The sequence below is a fragment of the Sodalis sp. C49 genome (genome assembly GCF_046352915.1).
Lineage (GTDB): Bacteria > Pseudomonadota > Gammaproteobacteria > Enterobacterales > Enterobacteriaceae > Acerihabitans.
Genome location: NZ_CP163303.1, coordinates 3483685 through 3502908 on the forward strand (window position 1 = coordinate 3483685; position 19224 = coordinate 3502908).

Consider the following 19224-nt stretch of genomic DNA (forward strand, 5'->3'; position numbering starts at 1 on the left):
CGCGGATATCAATACAGTTTTTTAGCGCATTCCAGCAAATCGCTTTTAAATGGTCGCTTCATATTTTCTATGGCATCGACGATGTCATGGTGAACCAGTTTTTCGTTTTGCACCCCGACGCAACGCCCGCCGTAGCCTTGCAGCAGCAGCTCAATCGAAAACGCGCCCATGCGCGAGGCGAGGATGCGATCGTAGGCCACGGGGCTGCCGCCGCGCTGGATATGCCCTAAAACCGTGGCGCGGGTCTCGCGGCCGGTCTCTTTTTCGATATATTGCGCCAGCTCGGCAACATTACAGATATGTTCGGTAATGGCGACGATGGCGTGTTTTTTACCTTTGGCGATCCCGGCTTTGATTTCATACACCAGATCGTCTGGTTTGAATTCCACTTCCGGCAGCACGATGAATTCACAGCCGCCGGCGATAGCCGCGGACATAGTCAGGTCGCCGCAATAGCGCCCCATAACTTCGACGATGGAGATGCGCTGGTGCGAGGAGGACGTATCGCGCAGCCTGTCTATCGCCTCGACCACCGTTTCAAGCGCGGTGAAATAGCCGATGGTATAATCGGTGCCGGCGACGTCGTTATCGATGGTGCCGGGCAGGCCAATACAGGGGAAACCCATTTCGGTAAGGCGTTTCGCCCCCATATAGGAACCGTCGCCGCCGATGACCACCAGGGCGTCAAGGTCGCGCTTTTTCATATTTTCTATGGCTATCGCGCGGGTACCCTCTTCCCGGAATTCTGGAAAGCGGGCGGAGCCGAGGAAGGTGCCGCCACGGTTAATCATATCCGACACGCTATAACGGTCCAGCTTCTTCATCCGATCCTGAAACAAGCCGAGGTAGCCGTCATAGACGCCGTACACTTCCAATCCCTCGGACAGGCCGGCGCGCACCACGCCCCGGATCGCTGCATTCATGCCTGGTGAATCACCGCCGCTTGTCAGTACACCGATTTTCTTAATCATGACTACCTCTGAACTTTAAATATAATTGTAGAATACACTATGCCGGCTGAATATCGGGTCCCATTTGCACTAAGGCCCTTGGCTTATGGTAAAAATAGTATCTCAAATCCGATTTGCTGAATTGATTCAGGTCAGGCAACATCCGACTATCTGCTGGTTTTAAGCCATATGATAATGCATTGCATTTCCGCTTGCCCGCGCTTTTTTTCGCCACAAAAAGGATATGGGGTGCCGATAAACGCAGCCGCGTAATACCATAATGCCGCCGCCGGATGAATGCAGCATTGCAGTTGATAACAGATGTTACCGTCTCGCTGTAGGCCTCCGATGCCATATGGCCGACGCCCGGTTTTTCCGAGCGGGTCGCATCCAGGATCTTCAGGCAAAAAAAACCCCACCTTTCGGTGGGGAAGACAGGGATGGTGTCTATGGCAAGGAAAAATGGGAATGCACTATTTACTTACTTACGCGTTACGGTACTCATCACAACTTTTCACATCTCACATCACTACACTGGGCGTTGCTACTCGTTACTCAACGCTGGCTTCTGGGACGAAGTTTGGGTCATTTCCGCCATCTGCAGCTGGATCTCGGCGATACGCTGCTGATGTTTTTGATTCAAAATTTGTCTTTGCTCCGGGGTCAGCAGGTTGTACATTTGGTTGCGTACTTTGGCCATTTCAACCTGACGGATCACCTGCTGCTGCGCCATTTTTTCCGTTTGGGCCCGCACTGCCGGTTCGTCAAAATTTTCCGCCGTCACCAATGTATGCAGCCGTTCCATTTCGCTAATATTAAAGCGAGGAGTGGCAAGCAGGGCCTGACTCATTAAATCACGCATTTGTTGCCGCTGTTGTTCGGTGAGCCTGACGCCGTCAAACATGCTGTAATGGCTATCGCTTAGCCGACTGGCGATATCATCGTGATGCCAACTTTCCGTAGCGGTCTGCTCGCCGGCCAGGGTGCTTCCTGTTACCAGGGCGGCGGCGATGACCAATACGTTAAGCTTGTGCATCCTTAACCCCTTGACTCTTTCTTTGTTGCTTAACCATGAAGTCATTCTACTGAGGCCGCTGCAAACATGCGTCAGGGGATGTAAAGCTACGTAAAGTCATGGATTGGTAGTGATTGTTGACGTATTTTGCATCATGAGGTGAATAAAAATGAATAAAATCCTTTTGGTTGATGACGATCGCGAATTAACAGCATTATTAAAAGAATTGCTCGAGATGGAAGGCTTTGAAGTCCTGGTCGCCTATGACGGCGAGCAGGCGCTGAACATGCTGGACAGCTCGGTGGATTTGCTATTGCTTGATGTGATGATGCCGCGCAAAAACGGTATCGATACGCTTAAGGAGCTGCGCCAGCAGCATCAAACGCCGGTGATTATGCTGACCGCGCGCGGCAGCGAACTGGATCGGGTGCTGGGGCTTGAGCTGGGCGCGGATGACTATCTGCCCAAACCGTTCAACGATCGCGAGCTGGTGGCGCGTATCCGGGCCATTTTACGCCGTTCGCACTGGACCGAGCAGCAGCAGGTCGGCGATGCCGGCACGCCCGCGCTGGAGGTGGATTTTCTGCGCCTGAATCCGGGGCGTCAGGAAGCCACCTTCGACGGCGTTGCGCTGGAGCTGACCGGTACCGAGTTTACGCTGCTTTACCTGCTGGCCCAGCATCTTGGCCAAGTGGTCTCCCGCGAACACCTGAGCCAGGAGGTGCTGGGCAAACGCCTGACGCCGTTCGACCGGGCGATCGATATGCATATCTCCAACCTGCGGCGTAAACTGCCGGAACGCAGGGACGGGCATCCGTGGTTTAAAACCCTGCGGGGACGAGGCTACCTGATGGTATCCGCCGCATGATAAACAGTTTAACCGCCAGGATCTTCGCCATTTTCTGGCTGACCCTGGCGTTGGTGCTGATGCTGGTGCTGATGGTGCCCAAGCTGGATTCCCGTCAGTTGACGCCGCTGCTCGACAGCGAACAGCGCCAGGGTATTATGCTGCAACAGCATGTGGAAGCGGAGCTGGCGGGAGATCCTGCCAACGACCTGATGTGGTGGCGGCGGCTGTTCCGCTCCATCGATAAATGGGCGCCTCCCGGGCAGCGGCTGATTCTGGTCACCAGCGAAGGGCGGGTCATCGGCGCCCAGCGTAATGAAATGCAGGTTATCCGTAATTTTATCGGCCAGTCCGACAACTCCGATCATCCGCAAAAGAAAAAATATGGCCGCGTGGAATTGGTGGGGCCGTTCCCGGTGCGGGACGGCGAGGATAACTATCAGCTGTATCAAATCCGCCCCGCCGGCAATTCACAGTCGGACTTCATCAGCCTGATGTTCGACCGGCCGCTGCTGCTGTTGATTGTCACCATGCTTATCAGCATCCCGCTGCTGCTCTGGCTGGCCTGGAGCCTGGCAAAACCGGCGCGTAAACTCAAGCATGCCGCCGATGAGGTGGCCCGGGGCAATTTGCGCCAGCATCCCGAGCTGGAAGCCGGTCCACAAGAATTTCTGGCCACCGGCGTAAGCTTCAACCAGATGGTCAGCGCCCTGGAAAGAATGGTTAATGCCCAGCAACGCCTGCTGTCCGATATTTCCCACGAACTGCGCACCCCCCTGACGCGTTTACAGCTGGCCACCGCCCTGATGCGGCGTAAACATGGCGAGGGCCATGAACTGGCCCGTATCGAGACCGAGGCGCAGCGTCTGGACTCGATGATTAATGATTTGCTGGTGCTGTCGCGCAATCAGCATAAGAACGAATTGACCCGCGAATACGTCACGGCCGGCGATTTGTGGAACGATGTGCTGGACGATGCCAAATTCGAAGCCGAACAGATGGGCAAAACCCTGCGCATCGCCTCGCCTCCCGGCAATTGGATGCTGGTCTGCAATCCCGCCGCGCTCGACAGCGCGCTGGAAAATGTGGTGCGCAACGCCCTGCGTTACTCGAATCAGCAAATTTCGGTGACGTTTACCGCCGATCAGCAGGGGGTCACCATTATCGTCGATGACGACGGGCCGGGTGTCAGCGCTGAAGATCGCGAACAGATTTTTCGCCCGTTCTATCGCACCGATGAAGCGCGCGATCGCGCATCCGGCGGCTCGGGACTGGGCCTGGCCATTGTCGAAAAAGCGGTGGAGCAGCATCACGGCTGGGTTAAAGCGCAAGACAGCCCGCTTGGCGGGCTGCGGCTGGTCATGTGGCTACCGTTGCATCACCGGCGCCCGGCGGCGGGCACGGAGAACAAAGCCGAGAGCAAATAAGACGCGGCCGGAAGTGGGCAATTGCGGCATGGCGGCGTTTTATTTGCTATCCTTCGCCCTCGTCAAGGGGGCACCATGCTACACATCGTTTTATTCGAGCCGGAAATCCCGCCAAATACCGGCAATATCATACGCCTGTGCGCTAATACCGGGTTTCAGCTGCATCTGATCGAGCCGTTGGGGTTTACCTGGGATGATAAGCGCCTGCGCCGCGCCGGGCTGGATTACCATGAGTTCGCCGATATCAGGCGTCACCATGATTATGGCGCCTTCCTGGCCGCGCAGGCGCCGCGGCGGTTGTTTGCCCTGACCACCAAGGGCAGTCCCGCCCACAGCGCGGTGAGCTATCAGCCGGGAGATTATTTGCTGTTCGGTCCGGAAACGCGCGGCTTACCGCCCGCCATTCTCGATACCCTGCCCGGGGATCATAAAATCCGCATTCCAATGCAACCCGGCAGCCGCAGCATGAATCTGTCCAATGCCGTCGCAGTGGTGGTTTATGAAGCCTGGCGCCAATTAGGGTATGAAAGCGCGCGCCCGTAGCCGTTAACGCCGGTCAAATGCCGTCGCCATATTCAAAACCATGGCCGCCGAAGAACTGGTCCATATCCATGGAGGGCTTATCGCTATCCGGCCGGCCGACAATCCTTGCGGGCACGCCGGCGGCGGTGGTATGGGGCGGCACCGATTGCAGCACCACGGAACCCGCGCCGATTTTGGCGCCCCGCCCGACCTCGATATTGCCAAGTATAGTTGCGCCGGCGCCAATCATTACGCCTTCGCGGATCTTGGGGTGGCGATCGCCGCTGGTTTTTCCGGTCCCGCCGAGCGTGACCGACTGGAGGATGGAGACATCGTTTTCCACAACGGCCGTTTCACCGATAACGATACCGGTGGCATGATCGAGCATAATGCCGCAGCCGATATTGGCGGCCGGATGGATATCGACGCCGAAGGAAACCGAAATCTGGTTTTGGAAATAGATCGCCATCGCCTTGCGATCCTGGCGCCACAACCAGTGGCCGATGCGATAGGCCTGCAGGGCGTGGAACCCCTTGAGATACAGCAGCGGGGTGGAAAATTTATCCACCGCCGGATCGCGCAGGCGCACCGCGTGGATATCGCGCGCGGCCGAAATAATCATCTGCAGATCGGCGCTGTAGGCCTCTTCGACGATTTCCCGGATGGCGATGGCCGGCATAATCGGGTTGGCGAGCTTATTGGCCAGCATATAGCTGAGCGCGCTGCCGAGGTTTTCATGTTTGAGCAGGGTCGCATGAAAAAAACTGGCCAGCATGGGTTCACAATCCGCCAGCAAACGTGCTTCAGCTTTAATGTTATTCCAGACTAATTCCAATTCTTCAGTGGACATACTCACTACCTTCCGCGGATGGCTATCTTCTGACATACCGGCGTCAGCCGCCGGTTTTCTCATCTTTCTGCGCCCGGCCCAGCAAGGTCAGGGCGGCTTCCCGGGCATTTTTATCCCGGTAGAGCACCTGGTAGATTTGCTCGGTGATCGGCATTTCCACCCCTGCGCGCCCGGCCAGCGCCAGTACTTCCTTGGTGTTACGGTAACCTTCCACCACCTGGCCGATGGTATCCTGCGCGGACTGCACATCGATGCCCTGGCCCAGGAGCATGCCGAAACGCCGGTTACGGGATTGATTGTCGGTACAGGTCAATACCAGGTCGCCCAAACCGGCCATGCCCATGAACGTGCTCGGATCGGCGCCCAGCGCCGTGCCGAGGCGGGTCATTTCAGCCAGTCCGCGGGTAATCAGGGCGGTACGGGCGTTGGCGCCGAAACCGATGCCGTCGGACATGCCGGCGCCGATGGCAATGACATTTTTAACCGCGCCGCCGAGCTGGACGCCGATAAAATCAGGGTTGCCATAGACCCGGAAACTTTTGCCGCAGTGGAGTAAATTCTGTAAATCCGCCGAAAAAACGGCGTCGGTGGCGGCCAGGGCGATAGCGGTGGGCAGGCCCGCCGCCAGTTCCTTGGCAAAGGTCGGTCCGGAGATGACCGCCAGGGGAATAGCGTCGCCCAGCACGTCGCGCGCGACATCCGCCAGCAACCGTCCGGTTTCCGTCTCCAGGCCCTTGGTCGCCCAGACCACCCGCGCATCCGGCCGCAGGTGCGGCTTAAGCTGCGTCAGGACGCTGCCGAACACGTGGCTGGGGACTACGATCAACACATCGCGGCCGGCGGCGAGCGCCAGCGATAAATCGCTCTCCAGGCGCAGCGAGGGCGGGAAAGGCACATCGGGCAAGAACGCCTGGTTGCACCGCGCCGCCTGCAGCGCCTGGATATGTTGCGGATCGTGCCCCCACAGCACCACCTCATGACCGTTGCGTGCCAGGGTAATAGCCAGGGCCGTACCGTAGGAACCGGCACCGATAACAATCATTGAGGCGTTAGCGTGCATTATCAGGCTTCCTGCGCCGGTTGGCTTCCTTCGCTTTCCGACTGCTGTTGCAGGTAGTTCATGAACAAGGCGTCAAAGTTTACCGGCGCCAGGTTCAACTGCGGGAACGTGCCGCGCGAAACCTGGCTGGTGATGCATTCACGGGCATACGGGAACAGGATATTCGGGCAGTACGCGCCCAGGCAATGGGCCATTTGCGTGCCGTCGATGCCGGAGATGGTGAAAATCCCCGCCTGCTGGACTTCACATAAAAACGCGGTTTCCTCGCCCAGCGAGGCAGTGACGGTAACCCGCAGCACCACTTCATAGATGCCTTCCGCCAGCTGGCTGGAAGCGGTATCCAGATCCAGTTTGATTTCCGGCTGCCATTCCAGCTGGAAAACCTTCGGCGCGTTCGGCGCTTCAAACGAGACGTCTTTGGTGTAGATACGCTGGATCTGAAACGCCATCTCGGTACTATTTTGTTCTGACATTAAAAAAACCCTATGGTTAATTTGCTGCATGCGCCCGCGCACGTCAGCCGGCCCCGTCTATTTCAGCAGGGGATCCAGGCCGCCGCGCGCATCAAGCGCGTGTAAATCATCACAGCCACCCACGTGCTGTCCGTCGATGAAAATTTGTGGAACCGTGGTGCGCCCGCTGCGTTTAATCATTTCTTCCCGTTTATCCGCGTCCCCGTCAATGGGTATTTCCTGGAACACGGCGTTCTTGCGGGTGAGTAAAGCCTTGGCGCGATGGCAATATGGACACGTTGATTTAGTGTAGATTTCTATATTGGCCATGGTTCCCCCTCTCAGGTGATAATTTATTTACCCCGGACCAGCGGTAAATTTTCTCCGCTCCAGCCGGATATGCCTTCTTTCAGAACATAAACCCGATCAAAGCCTGCTTTATTCAGGTTTTCGGCCGGTTCGCGAGACGTGCTGCCGGTGGCGCAAACGACAATAACCGGTTTGGTCTTGGCCTTGTCAAGCTCGCCCAGGCTGCCGCTTTTTATCTCGGCCGACGTCAGGTTAAGCGCGTTGGCGATATGCCCTTTACGGTAATCATCCCGGGTACGCAGATCAACGATCACTGCGTCTTCCTTGTTGATCAAGCGGATGGCTTCGCCGCGGGAAATTTCATTAACCTTGGAAAAACGATTTTTGAACGTTGTTACGATGACGGCGATCAATAAAGCGACCCACGCCAAACATAGCATAGGGTGATCGCTGACAAACTGCGTAATTTCTTGCATGGGGTGTAAAAGCTCCCGTTAGTTGTGGCCACGCTTTAAAGCCTTCGAGTATACCCTCGCATTACGGCAAATTCAGCCAATATACATGACCGGAAAGAAGAAACTACCTGCAATGCGCGTCATGTCGCTAAAAACCGGGCGGTTTATCAACCGTTTCCTCCGGTCCGCGCGCGCCGCCGCCGCGGTATTGCCGCAAGAGATGACTGGTAAGCGGCTGGTCAACGTGGAATAATCCAGACAATGAGGGGAAAGGCATCGTTGAACAGATTGAGTCACAGGGAAAACGGCCCGCAGCGCCGTCCTTCCGCGCGAAAACTTACCATGTACGCCAGCATTATCTTCGCTGGCGTTATGTTATTGCCTGCCAGCAGCCATGCCGAGGATAACAAGGAACAGCTCAAAACCCTGCAGCAAAGCATTGCCGAAAAAGAAAAAAACGTGCATTTGCAACAGCAGCAGCGCGGCAAACTGCTCGGACAGTTGAAACAGCAGGAAATCGCCGTTTCCCAATCCAGCCGCATCCTGCACGAAACGCAGACCACGCTTGCGGCGCTGGACAAGGCTATCGCCCGGCTGAACCAGTCCATCAAACAATTGGAAGCGCGTTTGGCCGAGCAGCAAAAACTGCTGGCACAACAGCTTGACGCCGCGTTCCGCCAAGGCCGCAATGCGGGCATGCAGCTGATTCTGAGCGGTGAGCAGAGCCAGCGTAACGAGCGTATCTTCGCTTATTACAGCTACCTGAATGAAGCGCGGGAAAAATCCATCCGCGACCTGGGCGCGACCCGGCAGGCGCTGGCGGACCAGAAAAAAGACCTGCAGCAAAAGCAGCAGCAGCAAACCGCCCTGTTGCAACAGCAGCACGCGCAGCAAGATGCGCTGGAAAAAGCCCGCGCGGCCAGGCGTAAAACCCTCTCCGGTCTCGACTCGTCTATCGCGCAGGATCAGCAAACACTGAACGAACTGCGCCAGAACGAATCGCGACTGCGGGATAATATCGCCCGGGCGGAGCGGGAAGCGCGGGCGCGGGCCGAGCGTGAAGCGCGGGAGGCGCAGCAGGTGCGCGAACGTCAGGAACAGGCCAAACGCAAAGGCGATACGTATAAACCTTCGCCCAGCGAACGCGCCCTGGTATCCCGCACCGGCGGCCTGGGCCAGCCGGCGGGCCAGGATCTGTGGCCGGTCCGGGGACGTACGCTGCATCGGTTTGGTGAATCCCTGCAGGGTGAACTACGCTGGAAGGGCATGGTCATCGCCGCGGCCGAAGGCAGCGAAGTCAGGGCCATCGCCGACGGACGCGTCCTGATGGCCGACTGGCTGCAGGGATATGGGCTGGTGGTGGTGGTTGAACATGGCAAAGGCGATATGAGCCTTTACGGTTATAACCAGAGCGCGCTGGTCAGCGTGGGCGCCCAGGTCCGATCCGGCCAGCCTATTGCGCTGGTGGGCAGCAGCGGCGGCCAGGGCACTCCTGCGCTTTATTTTGAAATTCGTCGCCAGGGCCAGGCGGTGAATCCGTTACCCTGGTTAGGAAGATAGTTTGCTAAGGAAAAACCTTCATCGCATTTTAGTCTGCACGCTGCTCGCCGCCTCCACCGGTGTGGACGCCGGCAAACTGGCCATCGTCATTGATGACTTCGGCTATCAGCCGCATAACGAGTATCAGGTACTCGCCATGCCGACGGCGGTTTCGATTGCGGTGCTGCCGAATGCGCCCTACGCGCGGGAAATGGCCACCAGGGCGCATCAGCAGGGGCGCGAAGTGCTGATCCACCTGCCGATGGCGCCCCTGAGCAAGCAACCCCTGGAACGCGATACCCTGCGCCCCGAGATGAGCCGCGATGAAATAACGCGCATCGTGCGCGACGCGGTCGGCAAGGTGCCCTTCGCCGTGGGGGTCAACAACCATATGGGCAGCGCCATGACCTCAAGCCTTGGCGGCATGCAGAATGTCATGCAGGTGCTGAAACAATACCCCTTTTATTTTCTCGATAGCATGACCATCGGCAACAGCCAGTCGCGCCAGGCGGCGGCGGGCACCGGCATCAGCGTCATCAGGCGCAACGTTTTTTTGGACGATACCAGCAACGAAGCGGACATTCGCCAGCAGTTCAACCGCGCCGTGGCCCTGGCCCGGCGTAACGGTTCAGCCATCGCCATCGGTCACCCCCACCCCAATACCGTCAGGGTCTTGGCGCAAATGTTGCCCACGCTGCCCGCGGATATTGTGCTGGTGCGCCCGAGCATGTTATTGAATGAACGTTACGCCCCGGCCCCCGCGCCGGAACCGAAGCCCGTCAGGCCGCGCAATCCGTTCCACGGCATCCCGCAATGTACCGTGAAACAGGCGCCGCCGCCGGTGTACGCCGACGCCATGTTCAAGGCCATATTCTCTAGCCTGGATGAGACGCGGCGGGTTATGCTCGGGGAGCATGGCAAACCGCTCCCGGCGCCGCTGCGCCCGGAAAAATAGCGGATCCCGGCAATAAATAACGGAATAGTGACGGGGCGGTGCCCGCGTTAATGTACCTTAAATGATAATCATTCAAATATTGGGAATGCATGACGATGCCACAAAGCCGGATGAAAATTCTTCTCTTGGACAGCGGCAAGGAATGGGGCGGCGGCACCAACAGCATGCTGGAATTGCTTAAACGCATCGACCGCGAAAAATTCGACATCAGCTGCTGTTTTTACAATAATTATGCCCGCGATAATAACGAAACGGTCAGCGAGGTCCTGGCCGCGCTGGGGATTCAAGTGTTCTTCATTCCCCAGACCCGGCAACCTGCCTGGGCCAAATGGGGCAAGGAAATCCTGCGCACTCTGCTTTTCTTCAATAAAAAGGTTCGTCTCGCCGCGATTTACGCCATCGACAAAATCTGGCGAATTGATCCCAATATCAATAAAATCAGTTCATTACTGGAAATGGGCCAATATGATATTTTATATATGAACAACCAGCCCAGCTCCAATGTCGAGGGGTACTACGCCACCATGGGCTTATCGACCACCGTGGTGCAACATTGCCGTATCGAACCCGTGATGAGCCGCCAGATAGTCAGAATGGTCAATACCCTGTGCCATGCCATTATCTCGGTATCCTCCGGGGTGCAGGACAAGCTGATCCAAAGCGGCGTGCAGCCGGAGATCTGTTATACGGTGTTTAACGGTATCGACATCGATCAGCCCCTGCCGGACGGACTCCCGCTGCGCCACACCCTTGGCGCCGACGATCACACCTTTATCTTCGGCAGTATAGGCTCGCTTATCCCGCGCAAGGCCCATCACCATACCCTGCAGGCCCTGCATTTATTCAACCAGGCCTACCCCGAGGCACGCTGGAAAATGGTGATCGTCGGCGCGGGTCCCGAGCATCAGCGATTGGTCCGGATGGCCGCCGGCTTTCGTCTGCTGGATAAGGTGATTTTTACCGGTTTCAAAAGCAACGCCATGGAATACCTGGCCGCCTTTGATACCTTCATCCTGGCGTCGCGCAGCGAAGGACTGCCGCGCGTGATCCTTGAAGCCATGCTGCTGAATACGGTGGTCATCGGTTCCGATGTCACCGGCACCATGGAATTGATTAAACATCAGGAAACCGGACTGCTATTCCCCTACGGCGATACCCAGGCCCTGTTCAAACAGTTGAAAACGGTTTACCTGGACGCCCAATACCGCCGCACGCTGGCCCAGCAGGCCAACCATATGGTAAAGACCCACTTCACCATTGATAAATATGTCCTGGGTGTCGAAGCCGTGCTCGGCAGCATAAAAACGCTTTGAGGTAGATATGTTCGAATTTCTTAACGCCAAATATCGCCATATCGTCCGTCGTCATAATATCGCTTATGACGAAAAAAGAGACGCTTCCCTGCCTTGGGTGCCGGTAACGTCCGTCGTGATCCCCTCGGTGGGCGAGGATTATATTGAGGAAGCGATGCTGAGCGCCACCTTTGCGCAGCGTTATGCGCAGGAGGTGCGTGAAATCGTGATTGTCACCGACCAGCCGGCGCATAAATTTCCGCCGCTGCCCGAAAAGGTCAGGATAGTTACCCTGGCGCTGGAAACCCGTGACGGCGATTATCGCTATAAACAAATCTATCTCAGCCGCCTGGTCAAGCTGCAGGCGCCTCTGCAGGCCCGCACCGAGGGTATATTGATGATCGATTCCGATTTGAACCTGCTGCGGATGCCCGTTATCCGCCTGGTGGACGATCATATTTACTCCAGTTTCCGGCAGGGGAAAATGACGGCTAAACTCAGCCGCGCCGCGCCGGAACGCATCCCGGCATATTATCGCGATGCCGTGCGGCCGGGCCTGCTGGATCATGTTAACGGCGCTTTTCTTGCGGCTACGGCCAGCACCTGGCGGCGGATGTGTCCCATATGGACGGCTTTTTTCATCGATACCTGGACGCAGTTGGGCGATGATCAGCCGCCGACCGACCAATTGCCTCTGGCCGCCATGCTCGATACGCTTGATATCCGCACCATCAACCTGGGCGACTGGATGAATTGGCCGGTGTCGAAAAAAATCGGCGGCACGCCCTCGGTGATTCCAGCGCAGGTAGTGGGGGCGCATGGGGGTTTTCCGCTGGCGGAGTGGCAAAAATATCTGGCGTCCCCCGATGGCGAACTGCTGTTCAAATCACAGGATTATACCCGAAAAGTGCGCTATCTCACTGATAATGAAAAGCAATCATTATGACTGCATGCATTCCTCATGGCATGGCGATAACCCGGCGGCATTTTACCGCACGGATACTAAGGTCACAGAGGAAATGGTATCATAGTGGACATAAAGGAGCAGACACAGTGCCAGCTCCGCGTAAGCTCAACAAGGGTATCCCATGATAGTCGTCACAGGTGGGGCCGGATTTATCGGCAGTAATATTGTTAAGTCGCTGAACAACCTCGGGCACAGCGATATCCTGGTGGTGGATAACCTCAAGGACGGCACAAAATTCATTAATCTGGTAGAGGCGAATATCACCGATTATATGGATAAGGAAGATTTTATCGCCAGCATCATGGCCGGCGATGATTTTGGCGATATCGAAGCCGTATTCCATGAGGGCGCCTGTTCCTCCACCACCGAATGGGACGGCAAGTATATGATGGATAACAACTATCAATACTCCAAGGAGCTGCTGCATTATTGCCTTGAGCGTTCGATTCCCTTTCTGTACGCCTCCTCCGCCGCCACCTACGGCGGCAGGACGGAACATTTTATCGAACAACGGCAGTACGAGCAGCCGCTGAATGTGTACGGCTACTCAAAATTCCTGTTCGATCAGTATGTTCGCGCTATATTGCCGGAAGCCGAGTCCCAGATTTGCGGTTTTCGCTACTTTAACGTGTATGGTCCGCATGAAGGTCATAAAGGCAGCATGGCCAGCGTCGCGTTCCATTTGAATAACCAGATCAATGCCGGTGAAAACCCCAAATTATTTTCCGGCAGCGAAGGCTTTAAACGTGATTTCATCTACGTCGGCGATGTGGCCGAGGTGAATTTATGGTTTTGGCAAAAAGGGGTTTCCGGTATTTTCAACTGCGGCACCGGACGGGCGGAGTCCTTCCAGGCGGTAGCGGACGCGGTGCTGGATTTCCATAAAAAAGGCCAGATTGAGTATATCGATTTCCCCGAGAAACTCAGGGGGCGTTACCAGGCTTACACCCAGGCCGATCTGACCCAGCTGCGGGCCGCGGGCTACACTAAGTCGTTCAAAACCGTGGCCGAAGGCGTGGGCGAATATTTAGCATGGTTAAATCGCAACCATTAATGCACAGGCAAGGATGATATCAGCGGTATGAAAATACTGGTTATCGGGCCGTCGTGGGTTGGCGATATGATGATGTCGCAAAGCCTGTACCGTACCCTGCTGAGCCTTCATCCCGGCGCGGAAATAGAGGTGATGGCGCCCGATTGGTGCCGTCCGTTGCTAAACCGTATGCCGGAGGTGAAGCAGGCGCTGTCGATGCCGCTTGGCCATGGCGCGTTGGCGTTGGCGCAGCGGCGGCGGCTTGGCCTCAGACTGAAAAAGCAGCATTATCAGCAGGCCATCGTACTGCCCAACTCCTTCAAATCCGCCCTGGTGCCTTTTTTTGCCGGCATCGCCAGGCGCACCGGCTGGCGCGGTGAAATGCGCTACGGCCTGTTAAACGATCTGCGCGTGCTGGATAAAACCGCGTTTCCCCTCATGGTGCAGCGCTATGTGGCGCTGGCATATGATAAAGCGGATATCCGCAGCGCGGAGGATTTACCGCAGCCATTGCTCTGGCCGCGCCTTGAGGTCCGGCGGGATGAAATCCTGGCTGCCCGCGCCGCCTTTTCCCTCACCACGGAACGGCCGGCCATCGGTTTTTGTCCCGGCGCGGAATTCGGGCCGGCCAAGCGCTGGCCCCATTATCATTACGCCGCGCTGGCAGGCACGCTTATCGCCCGCGGCTATCAGGTCCTGCTGTTCGGCTCGGCGAAAGATCGCGCCACCGCCGACGAGATAACCGGCATGCTGGAGGCGTCCGCGGGCGAACACTGCCGCAATCTGGCGGGGCAAACATCCCTTGAACAGGCGGTGGCCCTGCTGGCCGGTTGTCGGGCGGTGGTCAGCAACGATTCCGGCTTGATGCATATCGCCGCCGCGCTGGAGAGACCCCTGGTGGCGCTTTACGGCCCCAGCAGTCCCGATTTTACCCCGCCGCTGGCCCGGCATGCCAAAGTGATCCGTTTAATCAGCGGTTATCAGCGCATCCGTAAAGGGAGCGACGCACAAGGCTATCATCAGAGCCTGATGGATATCCAGCCCGAGCGGGTGGCGGCAGAGCTGGACACACTGCTCGCTGCGGATGAGGGGCGCTGATGCAGGTGCTGATTGTCAAAACCTCCTCCATGGGCGACGTGCTGCATACGCTGCCCGCCCTGACCGACGCCATGCATGCGTTGCCGGGCATTCGTTTTGATTGGGTGGTGGAAGAAGGTTTTGCGCAGATCCCCTCATGGCACCCGGCGGTCGACCGGGTGATACCGGTGGCAATCAGGCGTTGGCGCAAAAACTGGTTTGGCGCGGCAACCCGCCAGGAACGCTGCGACTTTAAGCGCCAGCTGCAGCTAAAACGCTACGATCGGGTGATCGATGCGCAGGGATTGATAAAAAGCGCCGCGCTGGTGACCCGGGTTGCCCGGGGGGAAAAACATGGACTGGATGGCAAAAGCGCGCGTGAACCTTTTGCGAGCTGGTTTTATAATCATCGCCATCACATCGATCGCCAGCAGCACGCCGTTGAGCGCATTCGCCAGCTGTTTGCCGTCAGCCTCGGTTATGACGTGCCGGCGGGACCCGGGGATTATGCCATTGCCGGACATTTTACCGGCGCCGCCGCCCGGCATGATCCTGTCGCGCCTTATCTGGTTTTTTTGCATGCCACCACCCGGAAAGAAAAACATTGGCCGGAAACGCATTGGCGCGAGCTGATAGAATTGTTATCGCCCAGCGGTTTTGACATCAGGCTGCCCTGGGGCACCGCGTCGGAATATGAACGCGCCCTGCGTCTTTCGGACAATTTCCCTTCAGTTGTGGTGCTTCCCAGGCTTAATCTGGCGGGAGTGGCCGACGTGCTGGCCGGCGCGACGGCGGTGGTCTCGGTTGACACCGGCTTAAGCCATCTTGCCGCCGCGCTCGATCGGCCGAATATTACGCTATACGGTCCCACCGATCCCGGGCTTATTGGTGGTTACGGCAATAATCAGCATGCATTGCAGTCAGAGGATAACCGGCTGGAGAATCTCCCGGCAACGCGTGTTTACGCCGAGTTGGCTGCCCTGTTATCGCGTGAGGCAAGCGGACGAATTAACTAATGAGCTATGTGTTTCTGTTTATTTTATTGCTACCAATAAAGTTAGCGCTAAAGCCATTCCAAAAGCACACTGGTAGAAATTTAATTATCCAAACCGCCAAGATTGGCGATTTTGTCAATATCACGCCGCTGCTGCAGCAGCTTGGCCGATCGGACGCGCTGCTTAGCCGGACGGTGGCGCCGCTCGCCTCCCGCGACAGCACGCTGGCGGACTACTTTTTTATTGAAGAATACAAATCCGGCTTGTTAAAAAAAATGCGTTTGGCGCTGAAGCTGCTTAACCGCTATAGCAATGTCTACCTGCTGCAACCCAATAGCACCAACCTGTTTTACGCCGCCGTCTGCAATGCGCCCAATAAACAGTTTCTTACCGTCTACACGCGCAAATGGTACCACGGCATTTTTTATCTGACGGCCTCAGGCTGCGTTGAACACCGCCGCGACACGCTGACGCTTGAGAACTACCTGAAGCTTGCCGACCGCTCTCTGACCTGGCGCAGCCAGCCCAAACATGCCACGTTTCCGCTCTGGCAACCGCCGCGGGCATTGCCGATACCTGACGCGCCGGGGAAAATAAAAATCGGCATCAGCATCTCCGCCGGCAATAAAGCCAAAACCATTCCCGCCGCCGTCTGGGGGCAAATCCTGGCCACCCTTGCGCCCCTGCCCTGTGTTTTTTATGTTTTCGGGCCACAGGATGAACAGCGCTACCTGGACGAGTTTTACCAGGTTAACGGCGACGCCGGCAATGTGGTTAGCCTGGTCGGACAGTTGCGGCTTGAGGAAATTCCCTGCGCCATAGCGCGCATGGATTGCTACATAGCATCGGATTCGGGCAACGTGTATATCGCCGACGCGCAGCGGGTACCGGTAATCTGCCTGGCGGGCCCATGCTGTATGGCCGAACAGCGGCCTTTGGGCCAGGTGCTTATCATCGCGCCGGCGGATATTGCGCCATCATCGTTTGTATTTTCCGCGCCTTACCGCTTTGAACAATCGCCGCTCAGATTATTTGCGCTAACGCCGGCTAATCGCGACGATATTTTCGCCTTTGTTGCTAGACTTAGTCATAAGGAAGTGATCAATGGATAGCAAAGTCGTGACAAACATGATTGAGCATCAAGAGATGCTCATTGATACGTTGCCGGCCGCCTCCCAACCTGTCTGTCATATTGCGTTTGGCGTTGATAACCAGTATGCGCGCGGTATGGGTGTAACGTTGTTTTCTTTGCTGGAAAATAATCCGGATAGCTATTTTCATATCCATATTTTCAGCAACGGCTTGGCCGATGACGTCAAAAAGAAGCTGCTTACCCTGGTGGCGGGGCGCGCGCTTGCCATGACATTATACAAATACCATAGCGGCTGTTTTGATGACATGCCCTGTATCGGCCGGTATGCCAAAACGATTTACTACCGTATTTTTATTCCGTTAATACTTAAGGACAGGGTGTCGCGGGTGATCTATCTGGACGCGGATACGTTGTGCATTGGTAGCATCAAGCCCTTGATTGATCTCTCTTTTGATAATTACACCCTCTGCGCGGTCAACGATAATAAACGCGCGCGCGCTACGCTTTGCCCGGAGCTGAGCCTGGCCTCGGGAAATTATTTTAATTCGGGGTTTCTGTATATCAATGTCCCGCTATGGCTGGAGCGTAACACCACCGCGCGCTTGCTGAAGGTACTGAACGAAAAGGGCGATTATTTCCGTTTTCCCGACCAGGATGCGCTTAACCTGGTGTTGGAAAAAGAAGTCCTGCTATTGCCTAAAAAATATAACTACATCTATGATATTATTGCCAATAAGGTCAATCATCGGCCCAAACTCCCCGCCGATACCGTGCTGATCCACTACACCGGCAAATGTAAACCCTGGCATTTATGGGGCTCGGGGCCGTTGGCCGATCTCTACAGTACGTATTATCTGCGTACGCCCTGGCAATCCGAACCCTTGGATATCCCGGTCAAACATAAGGAAATGAAGCGCTACGCTTATGTGCTTTGGTTTCAAAAGCGTTATTCTGATAGCCTGATGTGGCTGATAAGATACATAAAAAATAAATATTTCCATGCTGGAACCGCTAAATGATTGCTTTGAATAATGCTTATCGCTGGCGCAATGTTGATCACGTTCTTTCGCTGACCTACTTTTTTCTCATCAGTATTTCCATCGCTTTTTTTTTGTTTTCAGGACCGGTGAGCCGCAATGCGTTTTACATCCTGACCTATATCAGCGTCATACATTTCCTCATCCTGGTTTTCAAAGTCGATAAAAAAATTCATTTTTACGTTTTTCCGACCTTGTTTTTCCTGTTGGGCCTGAGCAAATTAGTGTGGCTGTCGTTAACCAGCAGTCCCGATTTCCCCTTGGTTGCCTACCATTATCAAATTAGCGGTAAGCGTATGGTTCTGGGGGCTTTTGTGCTTTACTGCATCGAACGCAACAGGACAACCTGGCATTTCAGCTTCCGCGCCGCCAACCTCGCCGGCTACCTGATGTTTGCGCTGCTGGCGCTCATCGCTATTACCGATACGCTGCAATACCTGAAGACCGGCGTGCGGATAAAAATCAACGCCGATGCAGCCACCTCGGGCGCCTATATGCTGGTGCTGTTTTCAATGATCGCCGTCTACTGCCTGCGCCGATTTGCGCCGCATCTCTACCGTCCGCTCTGCCTGCTGGCCATCGGCCTGACCCTGGTGACATTGTTGGCCACCGAGACCCGTTCGGCCTTGGTGTTTTATGGGATATTCGTGATCTTTTGCCTGGGGCATGAATTGTTTTACGGCAAAAAAAACCATAAACGCATTTTTGCCACCGCCATTGTGATTTTAGGCGTCTGCGCCCTGCTCTACGGCAAATCCTATTATCACCCGGCGTTGGACCGCCTGGACGGTATCCAGCAAGAGGCGGAGCTCTATATGCACGGTCAAAACAGCACCTCGCTGGGAGCGCGCCTTAGCTTATGGAAATCCGCCTGGCACAGTTTTGGCGAGCACCCGTTCGGACAATCGGTGGACAGCCGCAATGCGCTGGCAACGCGCTATATTCAGCAGCACGAAGCGGGAAACCAGGAAGCATTGAATAACGTACAATATCACATGCATAACGATCTGCTGGATACGCTCTCATTACAGGGTATCTTTGGCGCGCTTTTGATGCTGGCGGTGTTTGTGGCGCTGCTGGTTTACCCGTTTGTCCTGTTTTCGGGCGCGGGGGCATTTTTACTGCTGTCGCTGCCGGTGGTTATCTTTAGCCAGGTCGACTGCCAATTTTATAATCGCGAATCGCCCTACTTTATCATGATGGTTTTGGGTTATCTGCTGCTGTTGCGCCAGGTCGCCCCGGCCCCCGAAACGGTAAAAAGCCGGGTAGACAGCGCTGATAAGACCACCAATGCCGTTTAACCATGCAAGCCTATCGGCCGATACGGCCCGGGGGTATAGCGTCACTTT

General features: G+C 56.0%; 20 protein-coding genes. 13 read left to right on the plus strand and 7 right to left on the minus strand.

The features are described 5' to 3' along the window. Window positions 1–8: 8 nt before the first annotated feature. On the minus strand, window positions 9–971 hold the full coding sequence (gene pfkA, locus ABUK12_RS15635; protein ID WP_410012721.1) for a 6-phosphofructokinase: 963 nt from the start codon (window positions 969–971) through the stop codon (window positions 9–11). Between the two features lie 523 nt (window positions 972–1494). After that, the gene (gene cpxP / locus ABUK12_RS15640) at window positions 1495–1986 is read right to left on the minus strand and encodes a cell-envelope stress modulator CpxP (protein WP_410012722.1); all 492 of its coding nucleotides are present in this window, start codon (window positions 1984–1986) and stop codon (window positions 1495–1497) included. A gap of 148 nt (window positions 1987–2134) precedes the next feature. On the opposite strand from cpxP, the gene cpxR reads away from it, so the two are divergent. The 3 genes from cpxR (at window position 2135) to trmL (ending at window position 4782) form a co-directional block, all read left to right on the plus strand. Beyond that, on the plus strand, window positions 2135–2833 hold the full coding sequence (gene cpxR / locus ABUK12_RS15645) for an envelope stress response regulator transcription factor CpxR (RefSeq protein ID WP_410012723.1): 699 nt from the start codon (window positions 2135–2137) through the stop codon (window positions 2831–2833). Beyond that, window positions 2830–4239 (plus strand): envelope stress sensor histidine kinase CpxA, encoded by a 1410-nt coding sequence (gene cpxA / locus ABUK12_RS15650; RefSeq protein WP_410012724.1) that lies wholly within the window; start codon window positions 2830–2832, stop codon window positions 4237–4239. Before cpxR ends, cpxA begins: the two co-directional genes overlap by 4 nt. A gap of 75 nt (window positions 4240–4314) precedes the next feature. Then, a complete protein-coding gene (gene trmL / locus ABUK12_RS15655) occupies window positions 4315–4782 on the plus strand; it encodes a tRNA (uridine(34)/cytosine(34)/5-carboxymethylaminomethyluridine(34)-2'-O)-methyltransferase TrmL (RefSeq protein ID WP_410012725.1) in 468 nt (155 codons plus the stop codon). 13 nt (window positions 4783–4795) lie between these two features. Here trmL and cysE read toward each other — a convergent pair whose 3' ends face one another. From cysE to ABUK12_RS15680, 5 genes are read right to left on the minus strand one after another with little or no spacing between them, the layout of a single operon-like run. After that, complete coding sequence (cysE, locus tag ABUK12_RS15660) at window positions 4796–5611, minus strand: serine O-acetyltransferase (RefSeq protein ID WP_410012726.1); 816 nt, start codon at window positions 5609–5611, stop codon at window positions 4796–4798. Window positions 5612–5654: 43 nt separating this feature from the next. Beyond that, on the minus strand, window positions 5655–6671 hold the full coding sequence (gene gpsA, locus ABUK12_RS15665; RefSeq protein ID WP_410012727.1) for an NAD(P)H-dependent glycerol-3-phosphate dehydrogenase: 1017 nt from the start codon (window positions 6669–6671) through the stop codon (window positions 5655–5657). Between the two features lie 2 nt (window positions 6672–6673). Beyond that, window positions 6674–7144, minus strand: coding sequence for a protein-export chaperone SecB (gene secB, locus ABUK12_RS15670; RefSeq protein WP_410012728.1), 471 nt, complete (start codon window positions 7142–7144; stop codon window positions 6674–6676). Window positions 7145–7201: 57 nt separating this feature from the next. Continuing rightward, window positions 7202–7453: a glutaredoxin 3 gene (gene grxC / locus ABUK12_RS15675; RefSeq protein WP_331122111.1), complete on the minus strand. Its 252-nt coding sequence runs from the start codon at window positions 7451–7453 to the stop codon at window positions 7202–7204. Between the two features lie 23 nt (window positions 7454–7476). Next, window positions 7477–7908, minus strand: a complete 432-nt coding sequence (locus tag ABUK12_RS15680) for a rhodanese-like domain-containing protein (protein WP_410012729.1) — start codon at window positions 7906–7908, stop codon at window positions 7477–7479. 240 nt (window positions 7909–8148) lie between these two features. Here ABUK12_RS15680 and envC point away from each other — a divergent pair, with 240 nt between their 5' ends. The 10 genes from envC (at window position 8149) to ABUK12_RS15730 (ending at window position 19176) form a co-directional block, all read left to right on the plus strand. Then, window positions 8149–9447, plus strand: coding sequence for a murein hydrolase activator EnvC (gene envC, locus ABUK12_RS15685; protein WP_410012730.1), 1299 nt, complete (start codon window positions 8149–8151; stop codon window positions 9445–9447). Window position 9448: 1 nt separating this feature from the next. Further along, window positions 9449–10381 (plus strand): divergent polysaccharide deacetylase family protein, encoded by a 933-nt coding sequence (locus ABUK12_RS15690; protein WP_410012731.1) that lies wholly within the window; start codon window positions 9449–9451, stop codon window positions 10379–10381. 95 nt (window positions 10382–10476) lie between these two features. Continuing rightward, window positions 10477–11694, plus strand: coding sequence for a glycosyltransferase (locus ABUK12_RS15695; RefSeq protein ID WP_410016661.1), 1218 nt, complete (start codon window positions 10477–10479; stop codon window positions 11692–11694). 7 nt (window positions 11695–11701) lie between these two features. After that, on the plus strand, window positions 11702–12619 hold the full coding sequence (locus ABUK12_RS15700) for a hypothetical protein (RefSeq protein ID WP_410012732.1): 918 nt from the start codon (window positions 11702–11704) through the stop codon (window positions 12617–12619). Window positions 12620–12761: 142 nt separating this feature from the next. Continuing rightward, the gene (gene rfaD / locus ABUK12_RS15705) at window positions 12762–13694 is read left to right on the plus strand and encodes an ADP-glyceromanno-heptose 6-epimerase (protein ID WP_410012733.1); all 933 of its coding nucleotides are present in this window, start codon (window positions 12762–12764) and stop codon (window positions 13692–13694) included. A gap of 27 nt (window positions 13695–13721) precedes the next feature. Then, window positions 13722–14771: an ADP-heptose--LPS heptosyltransferase RfaF gene (gene rfaF / locus ABUK12_RS15710; RefSeq protein ID WP_410012734.1), complete on the plus strand. Its 1050-nt coding sequence runs from the start codon at window positions 13722–13724 to the stop codon at window positions 14769–14771. After that, window positions 14771–15766 carry a lipopolysaccharide heptosyltransferase RfaC gene (rfaC, locus tag ABUK12_RS15715; protein WP_410012735.1) on the plus strand — a complete coding sequence of 332 codons (996 nt, stop codon included), beginning with the start codon at window positions 14771–14773 and terminating at the stop codon, window positions 15764–15766. The genes rfaF and rfaC overlap by 1 nt, the downstream gene beginning before the upstream one ends. Continuing rightward, complete coding sequence (locus ABUK12_RS15720) at window positions 15766–16857, plus strand: glycosyltransferase family 9 protein (protein ID WP_410012736.1); 1092 nt, start codon at window positions 15766–15768, stop codon at window positions 16855–16857. The genes rfaC and ABUK12_RS15720 overlap by 1 nt, the downstream gene beginning before the upstream one ends. Then, window positions 16850–17857, plus strand: coding sequence for a glycosyltransferase family 8 protein (locus ABUK12_RS15725; RefSeq protein WP_410012737.1), 1008 nt, complete (start codon window positions 16850–16852; stop codon window positions 17855–17857). Before ABUK12_RS15720 ends, ABUK12_RS15725 begins: the two co-directional genes overlap by 8 nt. Continuing rightward, a complete protein-coding gene (locus tag ABUK12_RS15730; protein WP_410012738.1) occupies window positions 17854–19176 on the plus strand; it encodes an O-antigen ligase family protein in 1323 nt (440 codons plus the stop codon). The genes ABUK12_RS15725 and ABUK12_RS15730 overlap by 4 nt, the downstream gene beginning before the upstream one ends. The last annotated feature ends 48 nt before the right edge of the window (window positions 19177–19224 follow it).